General features: G+C 59.1%; 10 protein-coding genes. 7 read left to right on the forward strand and 3 right to left on the reverse strand.

Annotated features, from left to right (window positions below):
* Positions 1-279: 279 nt before the first annotated feature.
* The gene (locus tag ACESWY_RS10015) at positions 280-2,061 is read right to left on the reverse strand and encodes a coiled-coil domain-containing protein (RefSeq protein WP_138374898.1); all 1,782 of its coding nucleotides are present in this window, start codon (positions 2,059-2,061) and stop codon (positions 280-282) included.
* Positions 2,062-2,355: 294 nt separating this feature from the next.
* On the opposite strand from ACESWY_RS10015, the gene ACESWY_RS10020 reads away from it, so the two are divergent.
* The 5 genes from ACESWY_RS10020 to ACESWY_RS10040 all read left to right on the forward strand — a co-directional run bounded on the left by ACESWY_RS10020 (position 2,356) and on the right by ACESWY_RS10040 (position 6,424).
* Positions 2,356-3,156 (forward strand): SDR family NAD(P)-dependent oxidoreductase, encoded by an 801-nt coding sequence (locus ACESWY_RS10020; protein WP_006235414.1) that lies wholly within the window; start codon positions 2,356-2,358, stop codon positions 3,154-3,156.
* 432 nt (positions 3,157-3,588) lie between these two features.
* Entirely contained in the window at positions 3,589-4,728 is a 1,140-nt protein-coding gene (gene tgt, locus ACESWY_RS10025) for a tRNA guanosine(34) transglycosylase Tgt (RefSeq protein ID WP_195622157.1), read from the forward strand.
* 213 nt (positions 4,729-4,941) lie between these two features.
* A complete protein-coding gene (locus ACESWY_RS10030) occupies positions 4,942-5,700 on the forward strand; it encodes an LOG family protein (RefSeq protein ID WP_196033977.1) in 759 nt (252 codons plus the stop codon).
* Positions 5,701-5,813: 113 nt separating this feature from the next.
* Positions 5,814-6,113, forward strand: coding sequence for a type II toxin-antitoxin system RelB/DinJ family antitoxin (locus ACESWY_RS10035; RefSeq protein WP_022093815.1), 300 nt, complete (start codon positions 5,814-5,816; stop codon positions 6,111-6,113).
* Positions 6,114-6,115: 2 nt separating this feature from the next.
* Positions 6,116-6,424: a type II toxin-antitoxin system RelE/ParE family toxin gene (locus tag ACESWY_RS10040; protein WP_373094320.1), complete on the forward strand. Its 309-nt coding sequence runs from the start codon at positions 6,116-6,118 to the stop codon at positions 6,422-6,424.
* 64 nt (positions 6,425-6,488) lie between these two features.
* Here the strand turns inward: ACESWY_RS10040 and ACESWY_RS10045 are convergent, their stop codons facing one another.
* Both ACESWY_RS10045 and ACESWY_RS10050 read right to left on the reverse strand, forming a co-directional pair.
* The gene (locus tag ACESWY_RS10045; RefSeq protein ID WP_373094319.1) at positions 6,489-9,500 is read right to left on the reverse strand and encodes a TOTE conflict system archaeo-eukaryotic primase domain-containing protein; all 3,012 of its coding nucleotides are present in this window, start codon (positions 9,498-9,500) and stop codon (positions 6,489-6,491) included.
* Between the two features lie 308 nt (positions 9,501-9,808).
* Positions 9,809-10,669, reverse strand: a complete 861-nt coding sequence (locus ACESWY_RS10050; RefSeq protein WP_373094317.1) for a DegV family protein — start codon at positions 10,667-10,669, stop codon at positions 9,809-9,811.
* Between the two features lie 123 nt (positions 10,670-10,792).
* On the opposite strand from ACESWY_RS10050, the gene ACESWY_RS10055 reads away from it, so the two are divergent.
* Together ACESWY_RS10055 and ACESWY_RS10060 are read left to right on the forward strand one after the other, a co-directional pair.
* Positions 10,793-11,488, forward strand: coding sequence for an HAD hydrolase-like protein (locus ACESWY_RS10055; RefSeq protein WP_373094316.1), 696 nt, complete (start codon positions 10,793-10,795; stop codon positions 11,486-11,488).
* Positions 11,489-11,541: 53 nt separating this feature from the next.
* Entirely contained in the window at positions 11,542-12,978 is a 1,437-nt protein-coding gene (locus ACESWY_RS10060) for a M20 family metallopeptidase (RefSeq protein ID WP_373094314.1), read from the forward strand.
* The last annotated feature ends 205 nt before the right edge of the window (positions 12,979-13,183 follow it).

The following is a 13,183-nucleotide window of genomic DNA, read 5'->3' on the forward strand; positions in this document are numbered from 1 at the left end:
TCGCAGCCCCGACCCGCGGTCACGAGCGGGGGCTCCTGTCGTTTCCGTGCCCCTGGATTGGGTCATAGTGTCTGACTCTGCCATAACATCGGCATTTCTTTGGTTGTCGATGTGGTCGTTGGGGACGTTCTTGTTCGACTGGTCGTTTAAGAACGTCCTCAATGACTACCTTGCATCAATCTAATAAGTTGCGGTGAGATAGTTCTTGAATTGGCCTTTTTTGAGGCTAAACAGGAACTATCTCACCGCAACTGCGTTGAGTGTTTTTTGGCAGCTGGTTTACTTGCTCGCGAACAGCCAGATCAGGACGATCACGAGGATTACGGCGACAATGCAGGCGATGGCTCCGGTGAATTTGACGCGTGAGTCGCGGGTTCGCTTGCGTACGTCGTCTTCGGCGGCCTCGAGTTGGGCAACTTCGCGCTCGGTCTCGGTATACTCGGCCTTGTCGCGTGCCAAGGACCCGGCGAGCGATTCGGTGATCTCGGGATGGTCGTGCACCTCGGTCGCCTGCTCGATAATCGACTGCGCATGCGCGGCATCTGCCCGGGCGTTTGCGATGGCCTGCTCTTGCTCGCGGCGTGCCTTGTCCTGTGTGGCGATCTTTTCGCGCAGCTCGCGCTGGCGCGTCGCGGCGGCAGTTTTTGCGGACTGCAACTCGTCGCGCGCGGCATCTGCCTCAGCCGTTACGGCCTGGTGCGCTCGTTTAGCGTCAGCGATGGGGGCCTGTGCCTGCTCGACGGCCTGCTCGGCGGCGGCGAGTGAATGCTCAAGATCGGCGGTCACGCGCGGAATATCTTCCTCGGCCTTGCGGAGGGTGTCGGCAGCGTCGGAGATTTGCATAGACAACTCGCTGGTGCGCACGGTGTAATTGGCGGGATTTGCCGAAGGGTTGCGCTGCAGCTCGGCATACTCGCGACGCAAGGTCTCGAGCTGCGCGCGCGTAGCATCGGCAGTTTGTCGTGCGGCGGCGACACCGGCATCGCGCTCAGCCTTCACTTTGTCGCGGATGCGCTTGGAATCCTCAAGGCGACGAACGAGGCGGTTGCCGGTCTCGCGCGAGCTCGCCTCGCGGGCTTCCACGGCGTCGAGTGCAGCCTTCAGGCGGAGCTCGGTCGCATCATCTTCTGCCTTCATTTGCTCGAGCTGGCCCTTGAGCTCAGTCGCTTTGGCGGCACGGGCATCACGGTTAATTTCAGCTGCCGCAGCGGTCTTTTGTGCCGCGGCAATCGCCTGGCGTTGATCGGCGATGATCTGATCGTAGCGGTCTGCGATGTCCTGGCGCGTCTCGAGCTCCTCTGCCTGGTCGGCGATGCGCTGCTCAAGCTCGGCTAAATGGGCGCGGGCATCGGCGAGTGCCTTCTTGGCGGCGTTCATCTCGCGCATGGCCGACGCACCCTGGGCGATAAAAGTGCCCACGGCGTTAGCGGTGTTTGAGACGGCGCTCCCCAGGTCGCGGCTCGTGGCGGGAGCATGCGAGGTGGTTGGGTGTGCGGCCTTGGCGGCATTCGCATCGGCAGTCTGCGGCGCGGCGATATTGCCGGTGCCGCCTTCGATCACGGAAAAGCCCGCTGCGTGCGGGTCGACCGCGTCGGCGCCGATCGTGGGGTGCTCGAGTTGCAGGAACGAGGGCATGGTGCTGCCCTGGTCGGCAACCGGGGTCTCGCCGGGCACAAACGTCGAGGCGGCCTCGGCTGCTTCCTCTTCCTCGGCGTCGATATCGGCATCGGCGACAGCGTCCTTCATCGCTTTGACGGCATCCATCATGGAGTCCATGACGGCGTCGAGCTCTTCTTCCGAAGACACCTCGATGGGGCCTGCTACTTGCGGAGCGTTCTCGGCCTTGGGCTCAGTATCGCTCGGGTTCGGCTGCTCTAGCTGCTCTTCTTTGTCTTGCTCTGCGGCGACATTTGCGTCTGCGGCCTCGCCTGCGGCGGCAGGAGCCTCCTCGACGGCGGCATCAATGCTGCCATCGCTGCTGGTAGAAGTATCGCAGTCGTCAATGGTGTCTGCGGAATCATCAATATGCTGTTGAGTCTGGGGGTCCAGCTCGTCTGTCATAGGCATGTGCTCCTCATCGTTGTTTGTCACCCTATGATAAAGTCTCGCGCCGACATCCCACGCGCTGCAGCAAAGTTTCAAAACGTGTTCGATGGCTCGATCTGATAACGATAACTCGGCCGCTTTATCCAGTTTGTACTTGACAATCCCTTCGCCGAACGACGTGGTGCCGTTCGCCTACCGCGGTCTTTTATTTTCGCTTGAACACGCTAAAGTTGCATCTCAGCTTTTGGCGCGTGAAGTTGGATACGCGCAGTCGGCGGGCGTGCCCGTCGCGATTTGAAAGGACTTTGTATGGGACTTTTCACTGGTAAGACCGTGATCGTCACCGGCGGCGGCAAGGCCACGCTTAAGGACGGTTCCGCTGGCTCCATCGGCTACGGCATCGATATCGCATTTGCCAAGGAGGGCGCGAACCTCGTCATCACCGGCCGCAACGTCGCCAAGCTCGAGGCCGCCAAGGAGTCTCTCGAGGCCGAGTACGGTGTCAAGGTTCTGCCTGTTCAGGCCGATGTCTCGGCTGGCCAGGATAACGAGGCCGTTGTCCAGAACGTCATCGACAAGGCCATTGAGGAGTTCGGCCGCATCGACGCCGTCGTCAACAATGCTCAGGCCAGCGCCTCGGGTGTGACCATCGCCGATCACACCATGGATCAGTTTAACCTGGCCATTTACTCCGGTCTGTATGCTACCTATCTGTACATGCAGAAGGCCTATCCGCACCTGAAGGAGACCAAGGGCTCCGTGGTCAACTTTGCCTCGGGCGCCGGCCTGTTTGGCAACTATGGCCAGTGCAGCTATGCTGCCGCCAAGGAGGGCATCCGCGGCCTGACCCGCGTTGCCGCCAACGAGTGGGGCAAGGACGGCATCAACGTCAATATCGTTTGCCCGCTTGCTTGGACCGCTGCGCTCGAGAACTTCCAGGATGCTTACCCCGAGGCTTTCAAGGCCAACGTCCACATGCCGCCGGCAGGCCACTACGGCGACGTCGAGAAGGAGATCGGCCGCGTGGTCGTTCAGCTCTGCGGTCCCGACTTTAAGTACATGAACGGCGAGACCGTCACCCTCGAGGGTGGCATGGGCCAGCGGCCCTAAGAGTTACGCGGTTTTACCAAACCGCGTAGCCAGTTGACGCTGCGCGGTCACCAGAGCGACAACTTGTCATTCAAAGAGGGCGGCATGACCAGAAGGTCTATGCCGTCCTCTTTTCATGCCAATTTGTTCGCTCTGGTGACCGCTCGCTGACGTTGCCAAAACATCGGTGTTGCTGGAGTAGTCGTTGGGGACGTTCTTAAATGACTAGTCATAAGGGATACTCTTGCCGGCGCTTGGGGACAGTCCCTAAGTGCCGGCAGATTGGGACACTCCTTTGCAAGATGGCGCTGAAGACTGTCCCCAACGACTAACCGTTTAAGAACGTCCCCAATGACTATGACCCCTTTGCACCAGTTTCTGTCGAGTCGGTGCGGTTTGCGGGTTGCCCGTATAATGGTTTGCGTATGAACCGCAACCAAGGAGTTCCAGTTTATGGACCAGAGCCTTTTTAAATTCGACCTGATCGCCGAGGATCCGACGACGCATGCGCGTGCCGGCGTGCTGCACACCCCGCACGGCGACATCGAGACGCCGATCTTTATGCCCGTGGGCACCAAGGCAAACGTCAAGGGCATCCCCACCGAGACCGTCAAACAGCTCGGCGCCCAGATCGTGCTTGCCAACACCTATCATCTGTCCATGCGTCCCGGCGAGGACACTATCGCCGAGCTGGGCGGCCTGCACAAGTTTATGAACTGGCACGGTCCTATCCTCACCGACTCGGGCGGTTTCCAGGTGTTCAGCCACAACGACGCCGTCAAGCTCACCGACGAGGGCGTGCGCTTTATCGTCAACGATTACGACGGCCGCCACGTGTTCTGGACACCCGAGGACAACATGGAGATCGCCATGAAGCTCGGCTCCGACATCTGCATGCAGCTGGACCAGTGCCCGGGCTATCCCGCCACGCGCGCCTACGTTGAGCGCGCGGTGGAGCTGTCGAGCATGTGGGCCGAGCGCTGCTACAAGGCTCACACCCGCGATGACCAGGCGCTCTTTGGCATCGTCCAGGGCGGCATGCATTTGGATCTGCGCCTGCGCTCTCTGCGCCATCTGGAGGAGTGCGGCGACTTCCCCGGTTACGGCATCGGCGGCTACTCGGTGGGCGAGGACCACGAGACCATGTTCGAGACCCTGGCGCCGCTTGCGAGCGAGTACATGCCCAAGCACAAGCCGCGCTACCTGATGGGCGTCGGCAACCCGACGACGCTCGTGCGCGGCGTGGGCGTGGGCATCGATATGTTCGACTGCGTGCTGCCGACGCGCACCGGCCGCATGGGCACGGCATTCTCCAGTGAAGGTCGCCTTAACTTCCGCAACGCGCGTTTTGCGCACGACGACGGCCCCATCGACCCCACCTGCACCTGCCCGGTGTGCACGGGCGGCTACAGCCGCGCGCTCATTCGCCACATGGTCACGCAGAAGGAGATGCTCGGCGGCATCCTGCTTTCGATGCACAACATCTACTACCTGCTCAACCTTATGCAGCGTGCCCGCCAGGCCATTATCGAGGGCCGCTACGGCGCGTTTGTGAGCGACTGGATGAACAGCCCTGCGGCGGTGGACTACTAAGAGCGGCGCGGGCGCTTGCAGAGCGCGGGCAACGGCAAGGGGCGAGCGACGGCCGGTCGTCACATTTGCTGACACCGGCCGCACGACCGCTGACCGATAGCTTGCAAGCACTTGATGCATCGTGGGTACCATACCGAATAGTTGATGTTCGGGCGGGTGTTTGGCGCATGGCGTCGACCCCGCCCGCTTTTCTTTTTCTCGATAGGAGTGCCCATGATTAAGAATGAGAACGTCGAGGGCGAGCCTGCCTACGACGAGACGTACCGCCGCGGCCCCGTGGTCATGCGCGGCCCCATGATTCCTAAGGACAACACCTACGCCAACCTGCTGGCGCCCGAGGAGTCGACCGACTGGCTGCATGCCGATCCGTGGCGCGTACTGCGCATCCAGGCCGAGTTTGTCGATGGCTTTGGCGCACTTGCCGAGTTAGGGCCTGCGGTGACCATCTTCGGTAGTGCCCGCACGCCCAAGACGGACCCGGCCTACAAGGCGGCGCGCACGGTCGGCCGTAAGATTGCCCAGCGCGGCGTGGCGGTTATCACCGGTGGCGGCCCCGGCATCATGGAAGCGGCCAACAGGGGAGCGGCGAGTGTCAACGGCAAGTCAGTTGGCCTGGGCATTGAATTGCCGCACGAGCATGGGCTCAATAAATACGTGAACCTCGGCATGGACTTCCGTTACTTCTTTGTGCGCAAGACCATGTTCGTCAAATACAGCTCGGGCGCCATCGTGTTTCCCGGCGGCTTTGGCACGCTCGACGAGATGTTCGAGGTGCTCACGCTGGTGCAAACGCACAAGGTCAAGCGCATGCCCCTCGTGCTGGTGGGCACAGAGTACTGGCAGGGCCTGTTCGACTGGCTCAACGGCCCGGTGATGGACGCCGGTATGATCAGCCCGCTCGATCCCGAGCTCGTGCACATCACCGACGACCTCAACGAAGCCGTCGACATCGCCCTGAGCGGGCTGATGTAGATCAATCGTGCCCACGCGACATGAATACGCATGGCAATCTGATGTTATTTAACATCAGATTGCCATTTATATTGGGTATACTGGTGTAAAAGACGAGGGCGAGGAGGTCGCAAATGTCTACAGCAACAGTTAAGCCTACGACGGTTCGAATCGAAGAGGGGCTCAAGGAGCAGGCGACTGAGTTCTTGGATTCGGTCGGCCTCAGCCTCAATTCCTATCTCAATCTTGCCGTTCGGCAGCTGGTAAATCAGCGAAAGATTCCTTTTGAGATTGTAGGAAGGGCGGAGGTGCCCAACGAGGCGACGAGGCGTGCCATGGTGATCGCCGAGGCTCATGAGTTGGGGATTTTGCCGGACGATAGCCCGTCATTCAATAACGCTGATGAGCTTATGTCATTCCTCGATGAGGAATAGCGATGTTCGAGATTAAAGTCGAGGCTCAATTTAAGGTGGACTACAAACGAACGATGCGCATGCATCCGCAGCTAAAAAGTGAGTTTAAAGCGGCGGTTGCAGAGCTTGTGGCTCATGGGTCACTTCCGGCGGAGTATGGCGCCCACGAGCTCTCAAACCCGGGCGGAAACTACAACGACCACATCGATTTCCACCTATCCGATGGCTTGGTCGATGTGGTCGTTCTTTATCTTCCCCATAAGACTAACCCAATGATTAGGCTGGTGAGAATGGGCACTCATCAGGAGCTGTTTCAGGGTCCGCTGGGCTGATCGCCGATTTCCAAGTTGTGGTGGAATAGGGATTGATTGGCGGCTGATTGGCCAGGAGCAGACCCTATTCCACCGCAACTGATAGGGGCGCCACGTTCGTTGCTGCGGCCCCCGGTTCTCCTCGTTGCTGGATTTCGCTCAAAAACTCAGCGGCGACTTCATTGCTTTTGAAACGGATGCTGCAGTCTTCTTTCTTGGGGAATGCCAGCAGCGGAATAGTCCCGTACCAGACAGTTTCCTCGTCAATCACGGCCGCGCAAAGCCGCCCTTTGGCCTTGACGGAATAGTCGACGTTCATCTCGGCAAAAATCGCTTTCGCGTCATCGCGCGGAGTTGAGGCAACATAAATCTCAAGGGTAATCCCACGGGCGGCTGCGCCTGCGAGTGTGGCGGTGAGTTTCGCGAGGCATGCGGCGGATGCGTAGGATGCGGCTATGAAGGCGCTCTTTGTGGCACCGGTGATGTCTTTAATTAATGCCTCAATAGCGTTTGCTGGCTCTATGAGAATGTTGTAATCGGGTTGCTCACTGTCCTCTGCTGAATAAATTTCGTAGCCCAGCTTGGCGTACGTCTTGAGTCTCTTCTGGTACATGCGAGCGAGCATGGGTATCGACAGGTCAATGTAGTCGAATATCTCAATCTGTTGCTTGCCCTCGTGGCTTCTGTGCAGTCTGCCCGCCTGCTGCGTTACACTGCCGTCCCAAGATATCGGCGTGGCAATGAATAGGGTGTCAAGGTAGGACAGATCGAAGCCCTCGCTCAGAAGGCTTTCGGTGGCGACGATGATTCGATGTTCATGCTCAAGGCCGGGAAGACTGTTCAGTATCGTTTTTCTTTCTTTGGCACCGATTTCTCCGGTTAAGAGTATGGGTTCGTGTCTGCGATCATTAAGCAGCCTGAACAGTTCCTCAGCATGCTTTTTCCTTTTGGATAGTATGAGCGGATGCCGACCGTTTGACGCTGCTTCGAGGGCGTCATCGACAATCAATTCGTTTCTTGCCGCATGTGCACACAGCAGATCAAGAATCTGATTGAAGCTTGCACCCGGCTCGTAGGCAGATAGCCGAATGCCGGTAAATCTCGGCCGCACGATGCGCTGGATGCCCTGCTGAATTGCCTGCGTTTTTGGATCGATGGCATAGCGAAGCGGGCCGCAGAGCATCGAGAGCGCGCGTGTGAGTCCGTCGGAGCGCTCGGGTGTCGCGGAAAGGCCATATACATATTTGGCTGGAACGGACTTGAGGACGAGCTCGAGCTGAGGCGCGGCAGCATGGTGGCATTCGTCGCAGATAATGAGGCCGTAATTACAAACAAGGTCCTTAACTATCGGCTCCCCGGTTTGGGAGTCTTTGCCGGATAGCGACTGAAAGGAAGCGACGTCGATAAGGCCGCTGACGGCGGTTTTGCCCCCTCCGATTTGTCCAATAAGGGGAGGTTGCTTTTTGCTGATTCGTCCTTTTGGCGTTCGGACCGGCTCTCTGGTGTCCGTAATGTCGAGAAATCGTTCGAGCTGCGATTTCCATTGGGCTATGAGCGCGGTCTTTGGAACAATGACGAGCGCCGGAAGACCAACGGCGGCAATAAGATAAGCTCCGATGACGGTTTTACCGAAGCCCGTTGGTGCAGACATGATTCCGTCTTCGTATTCAAGCATCTGGTCGGCGGCAATTTGCTGTTCGGGATGAAGGGTCCCTTTGAATGCCATCTCAATTGGATTGCCCGTGCTACGTTCGTCTGAATAATGGGCAGTAACGTGGGCTTCTTGAATCAGCTGCTCAAGTTGGGCTTTGCAGCCTCTGGGAATCGCGACGCGGCCATCTCTAAGTTCGCTGAGGTCTATGAGTCGCGGTTTGCCGAATACTGATTGATGCATAGATTGCGCACGGAAGAACTCCGGGTTGGCAAATGTCGCAAGCCTGCGGACTTCCATTTGAGCTGCCGGGCTCAGAGACTTTTCGGGGATGTAGAGCATATCGGCTTGTGTGACGGGCAGGTTCGAGGGGAAGTCTCGTGGCGTGAGCGGGAGCCGCTTTCGTGGCTTTTGGACATTGCGCCTGGTTTTGTTTGTCGCTGCAGCTGTTGCTATTCCAAGCGGTTTGTTTTCGGTGTCCTCGATCAGACGATCCACCGTCGCACGCGAGATTAGTTGGATTTGCGAAAGGTAAAGCCATTGGTCGGGAAAGGGCTCGAATCGTTCGTCAACAAATACGCTGTTTCCTTTCCGCTGCGCTTTTCCCTGAAAAGGCAGCGCAATGAGATTTCCAAAGCCGCCCTCAGGAATGGTGGACTGCGCGGGTAGCATTCGGTCAAAGGTTTCGAAGGTGATTGACTTGTTGAGCGCCGCCGCTTCGATGATAAGGCAGCTCCCAAAATCCCGCGCGGTCTTTGCGCTCACAGATTCGAGAAAGAAAAACCAGATATGCGCGCCGTTGCCTGACCTCGATCGCTCAATCGCTGCATCGATTCCATGCTTCTTTGCGACAAGCCTGATAGCGTTTGCCGCTTCTTTCCAGTCGGCTTTGTCAAAATCGATGACAAGGACATTCGTGTTGCAGTCTTTGTCGAGAACATATTGACCTATGACGTCCCGGAGCCTGTCGTCGCTGCCTTTGAAATGGGCGATAATGGCGGCATCGTTCAGCTCAAGGAATGTGCGGCTGCGACATTCAGCGCATTTAATTCTCTGATGGTTTGCTTTGGGACAAATGCCTGGCCTCCACTCATTTGCGCAGGCGGGTGTATAGCCGATGCCCCCGTCTTTTCTGCGATACCCGTGAGCGTGCACATCTTTGCGACCGGAAAATAGATTGCGAAAGAGCTCGAGTTTGTCGCGCGCTGGGCTCGCGCTGGTAACGATGCCCTCGGTCTGTGCATGTTCGTTGAAAGATTTGCCGGCTTTGTCCCATTCTTCGAGTGTCGCGTAACGGATGTCTGGACCGTTGCTACAGATGACGATTTGCTTACGCGGATCCGAAGCGTGGACAACCGTTTTATTGAGTTTGAATAAGGCGTTCCCGAAAAGGGCGTATTGATGCACGGCGTTGCTCATTTGAATGCCATTCTTGTCTGCGTTCATTGGGATGAGGGTACGCCATTTCGGCTATTTGAGATACTCGACTTTGATTTTGGTTCGGTGATAGTGGGGTGCCGCTCCGTGAGCGGCATTCGGCGGTTCGCTGTCTTTCGACTATTCGGCCCCTTTCCCACCGCAATTCCTAAAGGGATGCCGGCGCGCCTTGAGTTGGGGTGCACCGGCATGATGGCTTTGCTACGGCTGGCTGTACCTTGGTTGTTCGATAGCTCCTGCCTGCCCGATCTAGTCAGGCTGGTATTTGTTGGCGCTGGACGTTTGCCCAGATAAAACATGCCAAAATAAACCTGTCCCTATTTGGCAGGTTGGTAGCGGGGGCAGTAGCTGATGGCGATGGCGTCGACGCCTACGTGGGTGGCGATGGTGCAGCCGATGGGGCCGGTGCCGGCGTCTACGTAGTTTTGGCCTGCGAGCGCTTGGTTAACTAGCTCCTGTTCCTCGGTGGCGCCAGTCGTGAGCACGCGCACGCTGGAGCCCGGGTGCTCGGTCAAAAACTCGAGGCAGTCGGCCATGGTGTTCGCAACGATGCGCTTGGCACCGCGGCCCTTTTTGATGGCCTTGATCTCGCCCGATTTCCATTCCGGCGAAACGGCCAGGCGAATGTTGAGCATTTGGGTGAGCTGGCCGGCGAGTTTAGGTGCGCGGCCGTTCTTAACGAGGTTCTCGAGTGTGCGGGGAATCAGCAACAGGTGCGCGTCGGGCAGCGTCGCGCGGATCTGCGCCTCGGTCTCGTCCAGGCTGCGACCGTCCTCGCGCATGGCGAGCGCGTACTCTACCAGCAGGCCCTCGGCACCCGAGCCGGTGCGCGAATCGATGCAGCGCACGTCGAGCTCGTGGGTCTCGGCCGTCAGGCTGGCGTTGGCATAGCAGGCGGACCACTCGCTGCATAGCGAGATAAAGATGGCACTATCGTGGCCGTCGGCGCGCACGCGGTCAAAGAGTGCCTTGAACTCGCCGGCGCTCGGCTGCGAGGTGTGCGGCAACTGCTCGGAACCAGCCATGCGGGCGACGTATTCCTCGGCGGTAATCTGCACCTGGTCGAGCAGGTCCTCGCCCTCGATAATCACGTGCAGTGGAATCACGTAAATACCGAGCTCTTGGGCACGGGCGGGGGAGATGTCCGACGTGGAGTCGGTTATGATGGCAAAAGACATAATTGCACCTTTCGTTGGGGCGCTTGCGCGCCGCCTTCTGAGAGCAAAGTGCGACAAGTATAGTAGAGTCGTTCCACATTACTAGGTTCAATTGTTGAATAGTCAACAGTTTGAAGTGTCGGTGTGGAAATCGTCAACTGGGGAAGAGGAATGCCGATGGCGGCATTACAGCTATGTGATCGGCCGGTCGTGCTGTTCGATTTTGATGGCACGGTGGCCGATACGGGTCGGGCGGTGATGACCTCGACGCGCAAGACGCTGGCTGCGCGCGGGTTTTCGGAGGCACAGATGGGCGATTTGCGCCGTATGATCGGGCCGCCCCTGTGGAAAAGCTTTCACGACTTTTATGGCTTCTCGCGCGAGGAGTCGCTTGTGGTGGCTGACGAGTACCGCGCCTTTTTTGATGAACTGGGACCGGAAGAGTATCCCGTGTTCGACGGGATCCCCGAGTTGCTGGATGGGTTGGCCGCTCAGGGCAAGCGTATGGCCGTGGCGACGTCTCGCATGGAGGCGAAGTGCGTCGACATGGTACGTGAGCTCGGGCTTTCTCAGTTTGAGGCGGTGGTTGGCATGAATCCGCCGCAGGGTCGCGAAATCAAGGCCGATTCGGTCCGCGACGCCCTGGCGGCGCTTGGCGCGACTGCCGATGAGGCCGTGATGATTGGCGACCGCTTTAACGATGTGGAGGGCGCGCACGCGATGGGCGTGCCGTGTATCGGCATCTATTCGGGCGCGGCGGCGCCGGGGGAGCACGAGGCCGCGGGCGCCGATGCGGTGGTGCACTCGGTGGCCGAGCTTGCTAAACTTTTCGCTATATAAGTATTTGATGTGAGGGGCGGCGCACTTGCCCCTTACTGGTAAGGAGGTCGTCCATGAATCAGGTGGAGCAGAGCGTTACCGAGTACGTCGACGAGGTCTGGGAAGATGCCGTCGCCGATATCGAGCGGCTGGTGAGCTATCCGTCCGTGGCGGTTTCTGCCAATGCGGAGCCCGATGCGCCGTTTGGCCGTCCGGTCCGTGATGCGCTCGATTGCGCGCTCGGCATCGCGCAAAAGCTCGGCTACCAGACGAGCGACGACGAGGGTTATGTGGGTATTGCCGATATCCCGGGTCGCGGCGATAAGCAGCTCGCGACCATCTGCCACGTGGACGTGGTGCCCGCCGGCCCCGGCTGGAATACCGATCCGTTTGCGATGGAGCGTCGCGAGGGCTGGTTGCTCGGTCGCGGCGTGATCGACGACAAGGGCCCGGCAGTGCTGTCGCTCTACGCCGGCGCGTACCTGCTCAAGCACGGCATTGTGCCGCGCTACACCTTCCGCGCGCTGCTGGGCTGCGATGAGGAAGTGGGCATGTCCGACGTTCACCATTATCTGGAGAACTACCCCAACCCTGACTTTCTGTTTACGCCTGATGCCGAGTTCCCGGTCTGCAATGCCGAGAAGGGCCAGTTTGGGGCGACGTTCGTGAGCCCCAAGATCGACGGCGGGCGCATCGTGTCGTGGAGCGGCTCCGAGGCGAGCAACGCCATTCCGTCGCAGTCTATCTGCGAGCTCGCGATTGCCGCCGATGAGCTGCCGGCGCCGGTCGAGAACGCCGACCGCCTTGAGATCACGACACTCGATAACGGGCATGCGCAGATTTTCGCCCACGGTATTGGCGGTCACGCTTCGATGCCTGAGGGCACCATCAACGCCGTCGGCCTGATCGTGTCGTATCTGCGCGAGGCCGAGGACGCGTTTGGTGCACGCGACGAGCGCCTGCTGACGCCTGCCGAGCACGAGTTCGTCAAGTTCCTGGCCTTTGTGCATGCGGATGCCTATGGTCGCGGCCTGGGTATCGACGCGACGAGCCCAGCGTTTGGCCTGCTTACCTGCAACGCTGGCGTCATCCGTGTGGCGGATGGCCATATCGAGCAGGTCATCGACGTGCGCTTCCCCGACAGCACGAGTGCCGATACCATCCGCGAGCAGCTCGAGCCGCTCGTGGGCCGTTTTGGCGTGACGTGCCAGCTGGGTCGTGCGAAGGTGCCGTTCTCGGTGTCTGCCGACGATCCGGCCGTGAAGGCGCTTATCGATACCTATAACGAGTTCACCGGCAAGCATGCCGAGCCCTTTGCCATGGGCGGCGGCACGTACGCGCGCAACTTTGCCCGCGCCGTCTCGTTTGGCCCCGAGGAGACCGGCCTGGAGCTGCCCGCATGGGGCGGCCAGATGCACGGCCCCAACGAGTGCGCCAACGAGGAACAGCTCAAGCAGGCGCTCAAGATCTATATTGTTGCGATCCTCCGTTTGAATGAATTAGAGCTTTAGGGTTACGCGGTTTTACCAAACCGCGTAACCAGTCGACGCTGCAAGCCCGCCAGAGCGGCAATCAGCCTTTCAACTTCGGTGGCATGATTAAAAGATCAATGCCACCTTGTTTCATGGCACCTTGCTCTCTCTGGCGGGCTTTCGCTCATATGACCCAATCCGCTGTCAAGAGCCACAATGGCCCCGCCGACCGCTTGCAATCGGT

The organism is Collinsella aerofaciens ATCC 25986, assembly GCF_964237925.1.
Classification (GTDB): domain Bacteria; phylum Actinomycetota; class Coriobacteriia; order Coriobacteriales; family Coriobacteriaceae; genus Collinsella; species Collinsella aerofaciens_BJ.

Coding starts and splice junctions, on each gene's coding strand:
- ACESWY_RS10015 (WP_138374898.1), bottom strand. CDS start 2,061: ATGACAGACGAGCTGGACCCCCAGACTCAACAGCATATTGATGATTCC.
- ACESWY_RS10020 (WP_006235414.1), top strand. CDS start 2,356: ATGGGACTTTTCACTGGTAAGACCGTGATCGTCACCGGCGGCGGCAAG.
- tgt (WP_195622157.1), top strand. CDS start 3,589: ATGGACCAGAGCCTTTTTAAATTCGACCTGATCGCCGAGGATCCGACG.
- ACESWY_RS10030 (WP_196033977.1), top strand. CDS start 4,942: ATGATTAAGAATGAGAACGTCGAGGGCGAGCCTGCCTACGACGAGACG.
- ACESWY_RS10035 (WP_022093815.1), top strand. CDS start 5,814: ATGTCTACAGCAACAGTTAAGCCTACGACGGTTCGAATCGAAGAGGGG.
- ACESWY_RS10040 (WP_373094320.1), top strand. CDS start 6,116: ATGTTCGAGATTAAAGTCGAGGCTCAATTTAAGGTGGACTACAAACGA.
- ACESWY_RS10045 (WP_373094319.1), bottom strand. CDS start 9,500: ATGAACGCAGACAAGAATGGCATTCAAATGAGCAACGCCGTGCATCAA.
- ACESWY_RS10050 (WP_373094317.1), bottom strand. CDS start 10,669: ATGTCTTTTGCCATCATAACCGACTCCACGTCGGACATCTCCCCCGCC.
- ACESWY_RS10060 (WP_373094314.1), top strand. CDS start 11,542: ATGAATCAGGTGGAGCAGAGCGTTACCGAGTACGTCGACGAGGTCTGG.